Origin of the sequence: Chelativorans sp. Marseille-P2723 (assembly GCF_902809845.1) — a bacterium.
In the GTDB taxonomy this organism is placed as follows: Bacteria; Pseudomonadota; Alphaproteobacteria; order Rhizobiales; family Rhizobiaceae; genus Chelativorans.
In genome coordinates this window covers 1,254,365-1,270,453 of sequence record NZ_CADDWI010000013.1, presented here as the reverse complement: position 1 = coordinate 1,270,453, position 16,089 = coordinate 1,254,365, and the positions used below count along the sequence as shown (strand labels likewise).

Annotated in this window: 18 protein-coding genes; all 18 read right to left on the bottom strand. The window is 58.7% G+C overall.

Going from position 1 to position 16,089, the window contains the following annotated elements; genetic code table 11:
• Positions 1-9 precede the first annotated feature (9 nt).
• Positions 10-1,803 carry a terminase TerL endonuclease subunit gene (locus tag HUS57_RS17320; protein WP_173935101.1) on the bottom strand — a complete coding sequence of 598 codons (1,794 nt, stop codon included), beginning with the start codon at positions 1,801-1,803 and terminating at the stop codon, positions 10-12.
• Positions 1,787-2,257, bottom strand: coding sequence for a phage terminase small subunit P27 family (locus HUS57_RS17315; protein ID WP_173935100.1), 471 nt, complete (start codon positions 2,255-2,257; stop codon positions 1,787-1,789). Before HUS57_RS17315 ends, HUS57_RS17320 begins: the two co-directional genes overlap by 17 nt.
• Before the next feature lie 93 nt (positions 2,258-2,350).
• Complete coding sequence (locus HUS57_RS17310; protein WP_173935099.1) at positions 2,351-2,743, bottom strand: hypothetical protein; 393 nt, start codon at positions 2,741-2,743, stop codon at positions 2,351-2,353.
• Between the two features lie 70 nt (positions 2,744-2,813).
• Positions 2,814-3,044 (bottom strand): hypothetical protein, encoded by a 231-nt coding sequence (locus HUS57_RS17305; RefSeq protein ID WP_173935098.1) that lies wholly within the window; start codon positions 3,042-3,044, stop codon positions 2,814-2,816.
• On the bottom strand, positions 3,041-4,414 hold the full coding sequence (locus HUS57_RS17300; protein WP_210256089.1) for a site-specific DNA-methyltransferase: 1,374 nt from the start codon (positions 4,412-4,414) through the stop codon (positions 3,041-3,043). The genes HUS57_RS17305 and HUS57_RS17300 overlap by 4 nt, the downstream gene beginning before the upstream one ends.
• Positions 4,415-4,541: 127 nt before the next feature.
• Positions 4,542-4,886, bottom strand: a complete 345-nt coding sequence (locus HUS57_RS17295) for an HNH endonuclease (protein WP_173935097.1) — start codon at positions 4,884-4,886, stop codon at positions 4,542-4,544.
• Positions 4,887-5,091: 205 nt separating this feature from the next.
• Positions 5,092-6,138, bottom strand: a complete 1,047-nt coding sequence (locus tag HUS57_RS17290) for a hypothetical protein (protein WP_173935096.1) — start codon at positions 6,136-6,138, stop codon at positions 5,092-5,094.
• 48 nt (positions 6,139-6,186) lie between these two features.
• Positions 6,187-6,681, bottom strand: a complete 495-nt coding sequence (locus tag HUS57_RS17285) for a DUF6362 family protein (RefSeq protein ID WP_210256088.1) — start codon at positions 6,679-6,681, stop codon at positions 6,187-6,189.
• Positions 6,665-7,228, bottom strand: a complete 564-nt coding sequence (locus HUS57_RS17280; protein WP_173935095.1) for a hypothetical protein — start codon at positions 7,226-7,228, stop codon at positions 6,665-6,667. The genes HUS57_RS17285 and HUS57_RS17280 overlap by 17 nt, the downstream gene beginning before the upstream one ends.
• A gap of 211 nt (positions 7,229-7,439) precedes the next feature.
• The gene (locus HUS57_RS17275) at positions 7,440-9,509 is read right to left on the bottom strand and encodes an AAA family ATPase (protein WP_173935094.1); all 2,070 of its coding nucleotides are present in this window, start codon (positions 9,507-9,509) and stop codon (positions 7,440-7,442) included.
• A gap of 92 nt (positions 9,510-9,601) precedes the next feature.
• Positions 9,602-10,246 (bottom strand): hypothetical protein, encoded by a 645-nt coding sequence (locus HUS57_RS17270; protein ID WP_173935093.1) that lies wholly within the window; start codon positions 10,244-10,246, stop codon positions 9,602-9,604.
• Positions 10,247-10,321: 75 nt separating this feature from the next.
• Complete coding sequence (locus HUS57_RS17265; RefSeq protein ID WP_173935092.1) at positions 10,322-11,065, bottom strand: PD-(D/E)XK nuclease family protein; 744 nt, start codon at positions 11,063-11,065, stop codon at positions 10,322-10,324.
• Positions 11,065-11,619: a hypothetical protein gene (locus HUS57_RS17260; protein ID WP_173935091.1), complete on the bottom strand. Its 555-nt coding sequence runs from the start codon at positions 11,617-11,619 to the stop codon at positions 11,065-11,067. Before HUS57_RS17260 ends, HUS57_RS17265 begins: the two co-directional genes overlap by 1 nt.
• 2 nt (positions 11,620-11,621) lie before the next feature.
• Positions 11,622-11,915: a hypothetical protein gene (locus HUS57_RS17255; RefSeq protein WP_173935090.1), complete on the bottom strand. Its 294-nt coding sequence runs from the start codon at positions 11,913-11,915 to the stop codon at positions 11,622-11,624.
• Between the two features lie 12 nt (positions 11,916-11,927).
• The gene (locus tag HUS57_RS17250; protein WP_173935089.1) at positions 11,928-12,317 is read right to left on the bottom strand and encodes a hypothetical protein; all 390 of its coding nucleotides are present in this window, start codon (positions 12,315-12,317) and stop codon (positions 11,928-11,930) included.
• 8 nt (positions 12,318-12,325) lie between these two features.
• On the bottom strand, positions 12,326-12,550 hold the full coding sequence (locus tag HUS57_RS17245; protein ID WP_173933813.1) for a hypothetical protein: 225 nt from the start codon (positions 12,548-12,550) through the stop codon (positions 12,326-12,328).
• A gap of 82 nt (positions 12,551-12,632) precedes the next feature.
• Positions 12,633-13,355: a sigma-70 family RNA polymerase sigma factor gene (locus tag HUS57_RS17240; RefSeq protein WP_173935088.1), complete on the bottom strand. Its 723-nt coding sequence runs from the start codon at positions 13,353-13,355 to the stop codon at positions 12,633-12,635.
• A 440-nt stretch (positions 13,356-13,795) separates the two neighbouring features.
• Positions 13,796-16,006: a hypothetical protein gene (locus HUS57_RS17235; protein WP_173935087.1), complete on the bottom strand. Its 2,211-nt coding sequence runs from the start codon at positions 16,004-16,006 to the stop codon at positions 13,796-13,798.
• Positions 16,007-16,089: the final 83 nt, after the last annotated feature.

Here is a 16,089-nt window from a genome sequence, read left to right as displayed (position 1 = left end):
CAGCCGCCGCTACAGCATCAGGATGCCGCGGTTCTCATAGACCGAGCGGCCGGCATTGACGTCACGCACCAGCGCGCGCCCGAGCGCGTTGCAGATCGCAACAATGCCGTCGATGCGTTCCTTCGATCGTTCCTTGTCCGGCTTGATGTTGCCGGCCGGATCATGGCGTACCGCAACGTTCGAGGCATTCCAGCGCAGCACCGGATGGCCACCATGCCAGAGCGCGCGTGATACTGCGAGGCGCTCCAGTTCTGCTGTTGGTGCTGCCATACTGAGGAACCCCTGACCAAACTGGACGAGGTTCAAGCCTTCATCCTGCAGATGCTGGACAATCTCGCCGGCAAAGGTGCGATCATAGGAAAGCTCGCGCAGGTCATAGCGGGAGGCAAGATCCAGGATTTCTTTTTCCACGAAGGCAAAGTCGGTAGCGTTGCCGGGGGTAGCTGTTAAAAATCCCTGATCGCGCCAGACATCATAGGGCACGCGGTCACGGCGCACGCGGCGTAATATGTCGTCCTCGGGGATAAAGAAGCGGCAGGTGACGATCCATTTGTTGGCAAGCGCCTCGAGTTCATCATCGAGTGTCGGCGGAAACACCAGCACGAAGGCCGAGAGGTCGTTGACGCGGGCAAGGTCTAGCCCACCAAAACATTCACGCCCAAGCAGTTTTTGTTCGAGCTCCTCCAGCTCGTGCTTGACGATGCGCCAGTCGGTTGAGGCTGGCAGGCCTCCTTCCTCCCACACTGCCATATCGAGCCAGCGCGTGACCTGCTCGGTCCATTCGTTCAGCCGCAATCGCCGGATGGCGTTCTGCTGCGCCGGCATTTCCTTCGCCTCATCGATCTGGCGTTTCAGATCATCCACCTTGACGGTGACGCCAAGGCTCGGGTTCGCCTTCACCCAGACCGCAGGATCGGTCCAGTCATCGCCATCATCAATGGTGGCGATATAGGCAAACCAGCTGTCGGATGAGTCCGTCGGCAGCGTGCCTTCCAGTGCCTTGACCGAGAATTCGTGATGCTGGCGGCAGACGGAATGGCGATCATAGCCTGCGGTGGTGATCTCAAAGATCAATGGCTGGCGCCGTGCTCCGGTGGCGGTGTTCAGCTTCTGGATGATCTCAGGGCCTGGATGTTCATGGACTTCATCGACCGCGGCAAAGTGAATGTTCAATCCGTCCATCTTGGTGGCATCGGCTGACAGTGGCCGGAACCAGGACGAGGTCGGCAGCACGGCGAGATTGTTCACGGTCCTGGTAATCCTTGCTTGCAGCGCCGCACTTGCCGCCACCATGCGTTCGGCCTCGCCAAAGACGATCCGCGCCTGATCCCGAGTAGTGGCAGCCGAATAGACATGCGCTCCCGGTTCACCATCGGCGATCAGGGCATAAAGTGCGGTCCCTGCCAGCAGCACCGATTTACCGTTCTTGCGCGCCACCTCGACATAGGCCGTACGAAAACGGCGCAGGTAATGTTGGCCCGAACGGGTCTTGCGCTTCCAGCCATAAAGCGAGCCAACGACGAACTGCTGCCAGTCCTGCAGCACGAACGGTTCACCGGCCCATTCGCCAGTGGAATGGCGCAGATGGCCAAAGAAGTCGATCGCATGACGCGCGGCATCAACATCCCAGACGAGGCCACGCTTGCCGCCGAGCTTGAGGTCGGCGAGATGCCGGTCGCAGGCCAGCCGAACGAGACGGCCAGCGACGATCTTGCCGCTGACGACGGCGTTTGCATATGCGGTGACCGGGCATGCGGATTTCGTCCTGCCGCGCGGTGTTCCTGGCTTACGCTTTTCGGCCACGGGTTAAAAAGTCCTCGAATGGATCGGTGGTCTCGGCTGGCTCTGCCATGCGGATGCGCGAACGGCTCGATGGCGTCAGACCAAACTCGCTTTCGATCTGGTGCATCTGGGCGAGACATTTGTTGGCCACCGCCAGAAACGGGTTCTGGATGATGTTGTCGTTGGACGTCTTCACCACGTGCCCGCGGCGTTTGACTTCCTGTTCCGCTTCAATCCAGCGCCGCCAGATGACGACATAACGGGCCAGCGCGCCAGAATCGAGCTCGGTCATGACGCCATGGCGGGCCAGCATCTCGGCCATCTCCTTGAACTTGGCGCTTGCCTCCTCATCAAGATGATCCGGCAGCGTGGGCACTGCCACCACTGGCTTTGGCTCGGCCTTGTTCATGCGGTGCGGACGGGCGGTGCCTTTGACCAGTTTCAGATGTGTCGGCAGCGGCTTGCGGCCGGCCATGTCAAAACTCCAGGTTCAAGTGTGATGGCTCGAGCACGGATGCGCTGTGCTCGGGTCCAGTATATTTTATGCCGATGGTGTCAGCGGTTGCTTTCAGGCTGAAAAGGACAGCAGCGTCATCCACAGCCCCAAAGCCAGGATGATGACCATCCACCCATAGAAAAACCGCACCAGGCCCATGGCCTGATATGCGTCGGCCATCCTTTGATGCGGAATGGCCAGCAACGCTATTCCCTTGATGAGAGCACCCCAACCAGCCAGATTGATGGCAACAGCCAATGCGCCGCCTGACCAGACACCATGCCCCAAAATGATCGAAAGTCCGACGGCTGTCGCGACCATGCCAGAAAACAACATCCACGGCCCGTTGCGCGCCATCTCATCGAGGGCCAGCAAGGTCCGTTCCCTGCTAACAAGCATGCCCAGTGAAACGGCGATGAAATAAAGGCCAAGCAGCTTGCCAAGAAAGATCGTCGTCGAGCTCATGGCCAGGATTGTGCCGACTGTTTCTCAGAATAACAAGGTTGTGCAGATTGAACGCTGCACGTTGAACTTTTCATCCGGTCGTCGAGTGCTGCAAGCGCACGGCTTCGAATAAGCGACGCAGCATGTATGAGCGTGCGATCGACACCACGGTGAAGATGGCGCCCATCGCCATGTTTTCGGAAAGCGTCGTCGTCAGCCCGAACAGCGGAAACACCACAATCTGGGTGATGACCGCGATGCCATAACCGACTGCAACATTGGTGAGCGACTCCACCAGCGACATGGCGCGTGACTGCTTCATGCCGCATCAACCTGTTCCGGCACACGCTCGGCCGCTATCGCGTCAAAGCTGCGGCCATCGCCTTCGAGCGCCGCCTGCTTGCCCGTATATTCCTGCCAGCGTTTTACGACGACGTCGCAGAAGGCCTCTGACAGTTCGAGGCCATAAACCTTCCTGCCAGTCTTTTCGCCGGCGATTACCTGCGAGCCCGAGCCAGAGAACGGCTCGTAGCAGATATCGCCGGTCCTTGTGTGCAGCTGCATCGGCAGCGTAAACACGCGCACCGGCTTCGATGTCGGATGATCACGGGTTTCGATCTCGGACGACGGAATATTCCACACTGTCGTCGGCCAGCTTTCAAATCCCTCGCGGTTGATCCTTGGCTTCTTGCCACGCATCCAGCCGAACATGCAGGGCTCATGCGCCCATAGCATCACCGAACGTGTCAGCACCGGGCGAGATTTGGCCCAGATGATCTGCTGGTGATGCAGAACATCAAACTTGTCCCAGACATTTTCCAGCATGCGCTGGCGACGCGAAGCATGCCAGCAATACCAGGCGACGTTCTCGTCGATGGCATGATCAATTGCCACCTGGCAGAAGGCTTCATAAAACTCCGGGCCTTGGCTGGAATCATCCCAGTGCGGCTGTTCGATATAATCTTCCGACCAATCCTTGTTGGCGATTTTCTTCGCTCGTTTGGAGGCGTTCTTTTTCGTCGGATGGTTGGTGCCATCATAATCGACGAGATAGGGCGGGTCGGTGGCGAATAATGCGGCCCGCTCGCCATTCATCAAGCGCGTCACATCATCTGGATCCGTGCTGTCACCGCAGAGAAGACGATGGTCACCCAGCAACCAAAGATCACCGCGCCGGGAAACAGGCGTCGTTGGGACCTCCGGAATGGCATCATCTTCAAGCAGCCCGTCCTGTTCATCGCGATTGCCGTAAAGCAAATCCTGCAATTCGTCATCGTCAAAGCCGGTGAGGCCAAGATCAAAGCCTGCCTCCTGCAGGTCGGAAAGTTCAAGCGCCAGCAGGTCCTCGTCCCAACCGGCATTCATGGCGATGCGATTGTCGGCAAGCACCAGTGCCCGGCGCTGTGTTTCCGACAAGCCCGACAGCACGATGGCTGGCAGAGTTTCCATGCCGAGTTTGCGGGCGGCCAGCACCCGGCCATGGCCGGCGATCAAGGTTCCATCCTCGGCAATCAGCACCGGGTTGGTAAAACCGAACTCGCGGATCGAACCGGCAATCTCGGCGACCTGCGCATCTGAATGCGTGCGGGCATTGCGCGCATAGGGCACCAGATCATCAAGCTTGCGATATTCGACCGCAAGCTGACGCATGTGGTCGCCAGCGCTGACGTGCGAAGTTTCGGCGATTGCCATTTTCTGTATCCAATGAAATTAACATCTTAGTCACACACCCCCCATGCTCCATTTTGGCCACGCATATGTTTTTGGTGGCGCGCGGTCTTCTGCGTGAAGCTTCCAGAGATTTGACCTCCCCGGGGGCCTATGAGCAGCGTTTCGTATTGCCGAAGCCACCATCCAGAGCCGCTGTCTTCTTGCCATGGCAGGATGCGCACAGCGCCTGCCAGCGGTCCTTGTCCCAGAACACCGTCTCGTCACCGCCATGCGGATCGATATGATCGACGACGCCCGCCGGGCGGATCAAATCGTGACGCTCGCATTCCACGCAAAGCGGGTGCTGGTGCAGGAAGGCGGCACGCTCAGTGAGCCAGCGCTTCGAGCGGTAGAGCGCGCGGGCCTCGGGATTGCGTCGCCGCGCATAGTCCTGGTCACGCTCACGCTTGTCGCGCCGTCCGACAGGACGGTGGATTGGTGGACGAACGGCCATGATGCTGGTCTCATTGAATAGGAACGATGATGCCGGAAACGACAACGCCTGCGAGGATCATCTCCATCGCAGGCGCGCTACTCTCCTGAGCATAGCCAGAATATACCCCAAACCAGCTGGTTTTGTCCTGCTGCGGTATGTCCGGCGGACATTCTACGCCCCATTGCGCGGTGGTCATCGTTGGGCCCGAGCCACGTCGTCCAGCCTATCTTTCTGGATTTGATGAAGCGTCCGCCCCGGGCTCCTCGCTTGAGAAAAGATTTGTCAGTATGGTCATTTCATGTCCGGTTTCAGGGTCCAAGAATACACTTTCTTCGAGCCGCGTAATTTGAGCCGCGCGCACGGCGAAGCTCACGGAGTCCCAGGGTTGAAACACCTGCATCTCTCCGCCAGAAAGTATTGTTCCTGTGAATGGTCGTACGGACTGTTGCTTTATGGTCAGCTGATCTGGTGTCTCGGAGGTGAGATAGAAATGAGTAGCATCACGTAGCGATGCCTTGGTGTGTATGCGAGCAGCAAGTTCACCGAATTGGTGAGGTAACACTGTTGCCCCTTCCAACCCATACGGTCCTTTATCACCATGAATCATCTGCAGACCGCCATCGTTTACGAAGACAAGTCCTAATTTACCTAACTGCATTGCGATCGACTGTCCGAGAATGTCGGTCGAGAGATCAAAGCCGTCTTCTGGGCCATTAATGCGATACCAATACAGGGTAAAAGGGAACGGGCCATGCAGGGCTTCGAAACGGGTGGGCTTTCGAGCGCTTTGAAGTAGGAGCTGACAATGAGAGAGCTCATCAATGAGATCAGGCGGCACAATGCTACCGTGCGATGGGTTCTTTCGATCCAGCAGGAGAGCAGTTTCTTTGACCAAAATACCAACAAGAATCTTAGCCATCCAGCGCGCCACGGAAAGGCGGTCTGCACAGGATTCAACACAACCGCGTTCAACTATTTCCTGCACTTTGGTCTCAATTCGAGACAGGAATCCAGTGTTACAGTCGGCGCAGCAGGGGACTGATAAGCTACGATAGGGAATTAATGTACCATTAATCAGAGTAAGTCTCTCGTCAAATAGCCCAAATCTTGTTTGAAGCCACTTCGGAAACACATGTTCGCCAGCCCCTGTTGACGGTTGACCTCCGCAGACAAAGCACCGTCTTGTGCGGATATTGTCGCTATCGACAGCACGATTGACTTTCACCATGACGTAGTCGCTATGGGCAGGAAACTCCTCAGCTTCAGACATTCCAACTCTGTTGCGCGCGAATGATGGCCTATTGACCCATTGTTGGTATCATACCGTCGACGCTTCAATAGAAAAATCCCGAACGTAATGGATGACATAGCGCCGTGACCGCTTCCTCGGCACTGGCTGCCGGTTGAGGTTCATGGCGATGACACACAACCCGTAGAGCCAGCGCTCATTGGCTGCAGAGCGCTGCAGGCCCACCTTCCAGCAAATCGCCTTCCACGGCGTGTTATGAGCGCGCAGCCAGATAATCCTGCCATCGATCGGATCAAGTTCGATTGTCCATGTCAGTGCCTCCTCCATGCGAGAGATCGCAGCAGGCGATGGTGGCGGCAATGATGTTTGCCGTGGCTCTTGCTCCACAAGGTCACCGAACTCGTAGCTATGGCGAGGCCACGTATTGAAATATCCCTGTTGCCGCGGCTCGGGCAATCGCTGCAGCACGACAGCAGCTTCAGCGAGGCGTGCTTCGACCAGCTTGGGTGTCCAGATCATGTCGCTGTCATCGCGACTGCGGGGTCGGTCAAAACGGCAGTTCATCGCCATGCTCCCACCAATAGTTGTCGGCAGTGATGGTGCGCGTGGGCACGACCTTGGCGCCGGGCCATTCGTCCTTGATCGCCATTACCGTCGGCATGGCCTCGATCAGGCGGGCAATTTCGGACAGCATGTAGATTTTCATGGCGCGGTCCTGCGGGTCGACAGCGGCGGCGCTGTCCTCGTCCTGAACGATCGCCGCCACCGTGCCATCGGAAAGTGCCACCTCCCAGACAGCTGGATGGATCGGCTCAGCACCCAACCTGTCTGCTTCTTGATCCAGAAACTGCCAGGCGGTGACCATGCGCTCGATCTCGTGGAGCGCATCCTGATGGCGGCCTTCGCGCAGCGCCATCGAGACCTTTCGATGCTGCGAATAAAACCGCTTTGCCAGATCGTCGGGCACCAGTGCCGGCAGGCGGCATGCACCCCATTTTCGCTCCATGTTTCGCGCCAGCGCATCGAGCTTGTGCAACGCTGCCATCATGTCGACGACAATCTCGGATTTGGGCTTGGTCGCCAACTGGGCGGTGTCAAAGTCATAGGCCATGACAAAACTCCTTCTCGCGTGACCCCGTTGAAGGCCGCGAAGCCAAAGCGCAGCGGCCTTCTTTAGAAGAGGTCAGACTTCCGTAAACCTCCGTAAATGAAATCAATGGCTTAGCACCTCCTTCTCCGTAACTTCCGTAGTGACTTCCGGATAATGATTTCAATGACTTATGGGGCATAGTTCCGTAACATCCGTGCAACCTCCGTAACTCTCAATCGAGCCACTCGAGCACCTTCAAACCCCGCTTCTTGGTGTCGGAATCACACATCTCGACGGCGATGATGGCGTTATCGATCCAGCTGATCAGCAGGCTCTCGATGGCCTTGCCGGGCAGGTCGAACTGCTGGCCGAGCGCCCGCGGGGCATATCGCCCGGACGCTTTTGACTGGGGCGCCATCGAGAATGGATGCTTCGCCTTCCAGGCGTCGTCGACGGCCTTCAGGATGGCTTTGCAGGTCGCGCGCGGCGGCAGGAGGTCATCCGTTTGCGCCTGCTTCTCCACCGGCAGCACGACGCATGTAGTGATGGTATCGCCGTCATCGTCGACCCCGAGCGCCACGGCATCAAGCTTGAAGGCAAATTCCTCGCCACCCGGCAGGTCACGTTGCTTGGTCACTTTGGCGAAACGGGTCTCCATCTCGTCGACCGACACTTCGATCTCCGTATCGGTGGCGGCCCGGAGCGATGAATGACCACGTGCGCCCTTGGCCGCATCCTTGCCGGTATGGTGGACGATCATGATATGGGCGCCGGTGGCATGACGGATGCGATCGACGTTCTTGATAAAGGCCGTCATGTCGACCGGGCCGTTCTCGTCGCCGCCAGCGATGACGCGCGACAGCGTGTCGATGACGATCAGCTTGAGGGGCGCGCGGTTTGCGACTTCCTCGGCAAGCTTGACGACACGTTCGGTGTCGGCGTCCGGATTAAGAAGATCGAGACCCGCACGGCGCAGCGCCAAGGGAACCTCGACAACGCCGCTGGTCTTTCTGAGCCCGACGATGCGGTTGGCGATGCCGTTGCCACCCTCGGCGGCGAGATAAAGGACGGACCCGCCTGCGACGCGCTGTGACCGCCAGGAATGATCGATCGCAACATGGTAGGCGATATCAAGAGCGAAGAAGGTCTTGCCGGAATTCGAGGGGCCGTAAACGACCGACATGGCACCGAGATCAAGGACGCCCTTGACGATGTAGGGCGTGCTGATGATCGGATTGATATCGTCGAACCATTCCAGTTCGGCCGACGGGTCGATCGAGGGTGAGGTTTGTTCCCAGACACTGTGGTTTCCCGCTGGCTTTTCCTTCGCCGCCGCGGCAACCTTGGTATCCCACTGCCGCATGGCGTAGGCCCACTTGTTCCGGAAGGCAGAAACGCCGCGTCCCTCGCCCTCGAGCGTGTTGCCGGCTTCCTGCGGACGCACCTTGCGCTCATAGACAGCGTAAACCTCAAGCAGCTTCTGCTCGACCTCGCGCTCAGATGGCGGGATTGGACATTCGCGATACCAGTCGACGATTGCCGCCCAGACCATGTCGCGCATATAGGCATCGCGGCCATCGACGATGTGCCCCCAGGCATCGGTGGCCTGTTGCGGTGAGGACGAATGATCGGCCGCCATCGTCGCCGTTTGGGCGCGCGGAGGTGATGATAATGACAGTGTCGATGGCTGGGCTGGCGCGGCCGCCAGTAGCAGTGCCTCCGTGGCGCCGACCTTGTCGAGCAGCCATTGCGGCGCTTCCGCCAGTTCCGTGTCGAAGGGCGAGAAGATCCAGAGATATTGCTTGCCATTCTGATGTCGCGACGGCGGGGCGATGACAAACCCACCCTCAGCGCGGACATCGATACCGGCGATTGTCTCCTGTGTATTCCTGATGGAAAGATGATCAGGATAGCGGAAATAGATATGCTGACCGCCGCCACCGGTGCGGGCGCGCCAGGTTTCAGGATCGCAGCCAAGTTCGTTATCGGCAATCCAGTGATCCCAAGTCGTGGAGCCGGATACTGTGCCTTTCTCGTCAAGATCAATGACCAGCAGCTTCCAGCCATCGCCGAGTGACGCCGCACCGGTCAAAAAGCCCATGCGGTAATTGGCACGATGTTCGCCATCATCGCCGTACCAGCGATCATGGACGGTCTGCGGAATGCCGGTCTGGAACTCACGCCATTTGCCGACCGGGATCTTTTCCCGGCCAGCGGCAGGGATTACCGCAAGACCGAGCGCCCGATAGCTGTCAGCCCACTGGCAGGCGCTTGCAAATTCATCCGGTACTTCTAGCGTCATTGTCGTACCCCATGTGGACCTCCCCCACCAAGCAGTCTGCATGTGCGGTGCACGGGGATCGGAAGGTGGCCGCCTCCCGATCCCCTCGACACTCATCCGAAGTCCGGCACCGGGGCGCGGGTGACGGACGCAGGCGGCGTCATCTGGGTTGAGCCGGTCGCAGCCGGACGGCTCGTACTGGTGGATGCCGGAATTGCTGCGCGCGGCTTTGGCGCCGCCTTGTGCTCGTCGAGCTCGGCGGGGCGATCCTTCCAGTCAAGAATCTCGAACACCGGCACGGCGCGGTTGCCATGCTTGGTCTTTTCTTTCTGGAACTCGGTCAGGCGCACCACTGGTACCTTGCCCTGCTGCCATTCAGGTGCTGCGATGCTCGCATCATAGATGCGCTCCAGCGCGCCGACGACGCCGATCGCGGTCGAACAGATTTCATGGCAACCAAGACCACCCGGCAGATAGACGACTACCTGCACGCCCTGCTTGTGCTTTTCGGAGGGGCGGTCCGGCAATGGATCGCCAATCGCCACCAGCCGCTTGTCGGGGCCACGATCTGTAAACTCGACCCAGCCCACCTGGAGCGTGGCCCAGTCCATGAGGCAAACGAGGTCATCGACTACTTCGAGACCACGTTCGCTGCCATCCCATGTCGATCGCTCGACGCCGCCATCCTTGCCGTTGATGCGGATGGAGGGCAGAAAATCCTTACCGCTTCCAATGCTCAGTCCAAATCCAGTAGTCATGATGTCAATCTTTCTGCGCTGCGCGCTTTGTGCCGGCATCTGGCCGCCAGCTGGCCCATCCCGTGATTGGGGATCTCAGACGCCGAACACGTCAAACGCGTTCTGACGCGCCCGTGGGTCGGCGAGGTAAAAGCTGTCAGTGTCGACGGTGATGAGGCTCGCCAGCTCGTGTGGATCGGTGGAGATGGCGAGGAAATTCTGCAACGAATGCGCCATGCGGGTCAGCGCCGCGACATGGGCCGAAGCGTTCTCAAGCTGGTACAGCGCCGACTTCTTCGATGTGACGTAGGCCACACCGCCGCTCATATTCGAACCGGCACCGACATAGCTTGCGACCTGTCTGGCGTGGGATGTCCGGATCGTTGACGGCAGGGCGTGGCTGGTTTTCAGGTCGATGATCAGCCCGTGTGCATCATATTCGGCATCGGTAAATCCGAGCACCGGCACGGCAATGCCATCCATGCGCCATTCTTTTCGTACCTGTGTGCGATCCGGCTTGCCCCATGGGCCGAGCAACTCGATCCCGCGCTCGACCATGCCGGCCAAGGCATCACGTTCCTTGTCGCGGCGCGGATCTGATGAAAGCGCGGTCCGCTCGGTAAAGACAGCGTTCGCGGTATCGATGGCCTCATTCAGTGATGAACCCATCAGGCCGGCGATGACACCAGCTTCGACTGCCGTGCCACGATGGGCAGCGGCACCAACTGGTGTGCGATGGCCCAGCAGGCGCTCCATCACATAGATGCCAGGAGCTGCAGCCCACAAATTAAGCTGGCTGACCGAGATGTGGTCGAGGCCGTGCGCTTTGAACGGGTTCATCAGAGCGTCCTCCAGCCTTCGCCGCCAACGAAGACCCGTGAACCTGCAAGCAAGGAAGAGGTGGGCGGTGTGTCCTCACCGCCGGACGTCCAGCCGGAATGTTGCAGGAACCAGAGACCGATCAGCGCGGCTTCGGCACGGTTATGGTCGCGCTTGCGGGCAAAGCGGTGCGCCTGATCCGGCCATGTCTGGATCGCCAGTGCGCGGATATCTTCGGCCTGCTTGGCCTTGGCACCGATGTCGCGTTTCCAGATCGCCGGTCGAATGAAGGTTGTCGGTACTTTCAGCGCAGCAAGCGCGCCCTCAATGGCACCAGCCGCTCGCCCGAAACGGAACATCGACGAGACGCCCTGTTTGGGCATCGCCGCAACATCCTCGATAACGGCATGCTCAATCCGGAACTGAAGGATGATGCTGGCAAACGACGTCATGTTGAGGCGCCGATTGGCACCTTCGCCAATCATCGGGATTTCGGTTGCGAGCAGCAGACGGCGCTCACAATCCAGAACAGCGATGCCGTTGTTGAGGCCGGGGTCGATGGCAAGAATAGCCATGATCAGCGCTCCGGCCTGGCTTCGATTGCAGCATCGACTGCACAACCAGACCCGATCCCACCAGCCTCGCGGGCCAGATTATAGAGGCGGCGCAGGGCAAACAGGCGATCGCCAGCGGCGTTGTAAGCCTGTTCGGCGTTGACGATGGCGAAGGCCACCTCATCAAGGGTCGCTACCTCGATCGAGCGCACAGAACTTGCCAGCTGGTCGACAGCCAGGACGCAAATCGAGGTTGGCAAGCCATCAAGACCGTAATGGCGTTTGCGCAAAGTATTCAGCTTGGAGGTGGCAAACATCGAAGGCTCCTTTCAGGATCGGGATTGGCGAAGCGAAATGTTGGGATTGGCGAGCCCGCCAGTTTCTTCATGCTGGGCCAGCATGCTGAGCAGGCTTGCCTGCATCTTTTTTGGGCGGGCACGGGCGATTGCCAGATAAGCGAACCGATCCGGAGCAAGCCGGCGCTGCACGAGATGGACGAGACCGTGTTCAAATGCCCACCAGGCACGGCGACCAACACGAACCAGTTCCTTGCGCTCATGCTCGAGGAGATCGCTGCTGGCGCGCACGGTGTCGATTGCGAGGAACCCGCAATTGTACTGTATGGTAGTGCCGGGTGCTGACTGGCCGATCCAAGCGCAGAACTGCGCCTCGGTCAGCAGCAGCTGGGCGGCGGTGAATTTATGAGAGATCTTGTTCATATTGATTATTACTCACCGCTCTCGGAATCTGTCTCACGCTGGAATTGCTGCGTTCTGTCGGTGGCAATGGGGGTGGCGTAAACCGCCAGTAACGGGGTGCCATCTGCATGGGTGCCGGCATCCTCGATCTGGTAATTGCGATCAGGCTGCAGCACTTCGTTCAGCTCCCAGCGCCGATAGAGGCCTGGAAGGCGCTTCAGATCTTCGGGCACATAATCGGGTGTCGTGATCACGCTTGCCTCCTTCTGTTCGAGTGGGCCCGGATTGGCTTCTGAATGAGAAAAGCCACCCCGCTGCCCGGAACGGGACATCAGGTCAGACGATTTGTTGCAGGGCATCGCGCAGACGCCGGATGGCGCGCTGATAGCGTTTGCGAGCGGCGTCCTCGGACACGCCAAGTTCAGTGGCGACCTCGGCCTGCGTAAAACCCTCGATGGCCACGCGGATTACCAACAGGGCGTCCGCGCCGATCAGCGTTTGCAGATCCTTCTGAATGAACGCATCCTCAGCCTCGGGCCGTTGCCGGACCTGATCGGTGACTACATCGTCAGGTTCGGTGTCGCTGTTCAGACTTTTGCATGCTGCATCGCGCTGGCGGGCGCGGATCATGTCACGTTCGACGTTCCGTAAGACCGTGGCTGCAATCCAATTGACGTGCTCGAGGTCAAGTCTGCGGACGGCCTCTGTCGTGCGTACCAGCACGTCGGATGTGATTTCGTCTGCGGTGCCGATCCTGCGCCAAATGGATCGCCGCCGGATCGCGTCCAGACCGGGCCAAAGCGCCAGCAACAGCATGGTCAGCGCGCAATCGGATGCATATCCTTCAGTCTGCGCCGCCTCAACCAGCGTCGAGAGGATCAGGTTTTTGGTGTCTGGTTCGTTGGTTTTACTGTGCAGCCAGTCAAGGAGGGCTGCAGGATCTCGGAACAATGCGAGAGTCTGATGCACGCTACGGAAAGCATCGAAGCTGCGTTGGAATTGAAGGGTGGAAGAGGTTTTCATAAGGTGATCACGGATCTCGTGCCACGCGATAGACATCGGACGCCTGCCTTGCGGCCAGGCGTCCGGCGCCTTCTCGTGGCCAGGTCAGGACGTCGTGCGTCTCTGAGATTTCGGAAGGGGAAGAAGAATGCGCGGCTTAGCGCGCGGGGGCGGTCGCGTGGTTCAGCGTGCCGCAGCTGCGGCAGGTGGCTTGGACCGGGAAGCCCACCAGATATTCGTGCCCCCGCGCAAAGCGCAGATGCATGCGGCCGTCCCTGCAGACGCCGAGCAGCTTGTCACAGCGGGTGCAGCGCCATTCCGAGTTCGAAGGGGTGGGCTTGGTCGTCGCGGCGCCGGGCCATCTCGTCGAGGCTGCGTGGCGCGGAGGAAAGGGAGTCGGCATGGAAGTGCTCCTCTAGATTGAGTGAGCACTTCCAATGGCCTGAAGAATCGGAGCCCGTCAGACCCCCCAATCGGAGCCAGATCGGAGCCAGCCCTCAGATGGCGATCTCCCAGGGCCCTCTGGCGCCAAGGCTTCGCAAAAAGTTAGCTTTCAACTTGCTCCAGAGCGGCTGCTTGAAGATATTCGATAGGGATTGGTCTTCGGCGATGTCCTTGACAAGATCTCGGGTTGCCATTGGCATCGGGCCATTGTTGTGCGCATCGACAAGTCGCTGGATGACCGCGATGCGGTTCTTACCTTCTATGTCGATGCTGCCTTTCCCTGGAACAAACAGAGTAGCAAGGGTCTCCCCGGAGCGAGTGAGTTCGACCGCCTGTCCACCACGGGCCAGTATCCGGTGTCGCCGAAACACGGACCGGAGCTTGTCTGCGACTAATGCGATTTCGGACTGATCATCGTCGATCTGATCGGCAAGCGGCGTCAAAACGTTGGCTGCCAGACATGGCCCCGAAGCGTGGCCGGCCTGCAGAATCAGGCCAACACCGAGATTGGCGCGCGCCCGAAGTTCCGTATCGACGGCCGACCGGACCTTCTCCCGGTCTAGACCACGCGCAAGGTAGATCGGAACATTCCCGCCATCGACCCCGAGCGTTCCAAGGTAGAAGAGGTGATCTGTAAGCTTCTCGATGGCAGGCGCGTCGAGCACTTGTTCGAGACGTTCCTTCAGGTGTTGCACCACCCAGCCGTCGCGCACCCGATAGATCCTGTAGCGATCCGGGTTGTCCGCAGGCGTCACCTGTCCTTCGGAGACGTTGAGGTCGGCTACTTTACGGTCTTCTTCCTCCGCATCCCCCCTCTCGATCCGGACGACCACTTCGGCCGTGACCGGGCCGACCTCGTCCTCATCGTCGATCAGGTCATCGCCTTCCCAGCCGGCGGGCACGAGAAAGCCCAAATCGATTAGGATCTTTGGGGCGATACCACGAGCCTGAAGCCAGGTGCCCGCGACCTTATCGGCCCCGATGTCCCAAATGGCCAACAGGGCGGGGATAACCATCATGCTCTCAGCAGCGCTTGGCGCCCGACCTTCTCGCATGATGTTCCAGTGTCGAAGCAGGCGATGTCCGAGGACGCGTTCGAACGGATCATCGAGGCTGAGCAGGCTGCTGGTATTGCGATCTGTGAGCGTGAAGTTGAGAGTTTCCTCATTTTCCCGATCGGTTCGCCAATAGCGAACCGCGATTTCAATGAATCGAATAGCCAATGCACGTTCGAAGATCCTGGATAAGCCCGGCTGACTTTGTATTAGCTCAGAGATATTCTGTCCAATGGTGGTGGAAAGCGAAAGCCGATTGGTAAGGTTGCCGATACTAATGTCAGCGCGGATGACCTGTGCGTTTAGGATTACCGCGTCTTCATCGAAATCTGGTAGTGGGAGGTCGAATCCCTTCAGGAACTGTGAAATATCGTAGGCCTGAAAATCGACAGGCTGACTGGAGTATGTCTGCTGCAGTGCCGTTTCGATAAAGCGCTCAGCAATGGTGTGGCGCAATCTTCTGTTGCGTGCGCGAACGTGCACCCGTCCTGTTGAGGGAGTAAAAACGATCATCGCTTCCCCGGGCGGACGAAAATAGATTCTTGACCGATTGCCCTGATCGTCAATCTCCCGAACGCTGGTCGGCGGATCAGGATGAAACAGCAAATACATTTCGGCTGCAGGTTCGTCACCGTCCTCGGGAATGTCGAACCTGTCGATGCTGTAGCCCTCGCCACGGTCAAGCCGCTTGCCCAGATCGGCAAGTAGCTCGTCAAGTAAAGCACCGCTAGCATCCGGACCGCCGCCAGCTGACGGTTCTGCCATGAATGTCTGATAATGTTTGTCATATCGCCGGTACAGGCGCAGGTGCAGACTATTCTCTGCTGCTTCGAAAAGCGCGTGCTCTCTGATATATGTCCATAAACTCCGCGCGAGGTTATCGCGTTGGCCAAGAAGCACCCTTGCGCGGTCATTTTCCAGGCTGGTTCCTGTCAGGCCCTCAAGGGCGTACTCACCGCGGTCGCTGGCAATGTTTATGATGCGCGCTGCCTCTGTCTCAAGCGGACCCAGCCGATCCTTCTTTTCCTTAAGCAGCATGTTGCGGGCAGTTGACGGACCTTCTGGATCATCCGCACTGAACCGGTAATCTTCAAGCCAGGCCAATCGCTGGAAGGCAGTTGCATTCAGGAATTGGGCTAGAAGTTCTGGCTCAGCATCTTCGAATAATCTCGACAAATTTGGACAGCTTTTGGCCGGTGCGCGCACCATATTCCCCTCCCGAAAATACTTGCCTCGCAAAGTCTAAGGGCAAAATGTCCTGTTTGGCCAGCATGGGCGGCTTTTCTCCTACA

Excerpts from the sequence above, each read along its gene's own strand:
- HUS57_RS17275 (WP_173935094.1), bottom strand. The coding sequence starts at position 9,509 with ATGACGCTAGAAGTACCGGATGAATTTGCAAGCGCCTGCCAGTGGGCT.
- HUS57_RS17260 (WP_173935091.1), bottom strand. The coding sequence starts at position 11,619 with ATGGCTATTCTTGCCATCGACCCCGGCCTCAACAACGGCATCGCTGTT.
- HUS57_RS17280 (WP_173935095.1), bottom strand. The coding sequence starts at position 7,228 with ATGGCCTATGACTTTGACACCGCCCAGTTGGCGACCAAGCCCAAATCC.
- HUS57_RS17300 (WP_210256089.1), bottom strand. The coding sequence starts at position 4,414 with ATGGCAATCGCCGAAACTTCGCACGTCAGCGCTGGCGACCACATGCGT.
- HUS57_RS17265 (WP_173935092.1), bottom strand. The coding sequence starts at position 11,065 with ATGAACCCGTTCAAAGCGCACGGCCTCGACCACATCTCGGTCAGCCAG.
- HUS57_RS17270 (WP_173935093.1), bottom strand. The coding sequence starts at position 10,246 with ATGACTACTGGATTTGGACTGAGCATTGGAAGCGGTAAGGATTTTCTG.
- HUS57_RS17310 (WP_173935099.1), bottom strand. The coding sequence starts at position 2,743 with ATGAGCTCGACGACGATCTTTCTTGGCAAGCTGCTTGGCCTTTATTTC.
- HUS57_RS17295 (WP_173935097.1), bottom strand. The coding sequence starts at position 4,886 with ATGGCCGTTCGTCCACCAATCCACCGTCCTGTCGGACGGCGCGACAAG.
- HUS57_RS17255 (WP_173935090.1), bottom strand. The coding sequence starts at position 11,915 with ATGTTTGCCACCTCCAAGCTGAATACTTTGCGCAAACGCCATTACGGT.
- HUS57_RS17285 (WP_210256088.1), bottom strand. The coding sequence starts at position 6,681 with ATGAACTGCCGTTTTGACCGACCCCGCAGTCGCGATGACAGCGACATG.
- HUS57_RS17240 (WP_173935088.1), bottom strand. The coding sequence starts at position 13,355 with ATGTCTATCGCGTGGCACGAGATCCGTGATCACCTTATGAAAACCTCT.
- HUS57_RS17250 (WP_173935089.1), bottom strand. The coding sequence starts at position 12,317 with ATGAACAAGATCTCTCATAAATTCACCGCCGCCCAGCTGCTGCTGACC.
- HUS57_RS17305 (WP_173935098.1), bottom strand. The coding sequence starts at position 3,044 with ATGAAGCAGTCACGCGCCATGTCGCTGGTGGAGTCGCTCACCAATGTT.
- HUS57_RS17315 (WP_173935100.1), bottom strand. The coding sequence starts at position 2,257 with ATGGCCGGCCGCAAGCCGCTGCCGACACATCTGAAACTGGTCAAAGGC.
- HUS57_RS17290 (WP_173935096.1), bottom strand. The coding sequence starts at position 6,138 with ATGTCTGAAGCTGAGGAGTTTCCTGCCCATAGCGACTACGTCATGGTG.
- HUS57_RS17235 (WP_173935087.1), bottom strand. The coding sequence starts at position 16,006 with ATGGTGCGCGCACCGGCCAAAAGCTGTCCAAATTTGTCGAGATTATTC.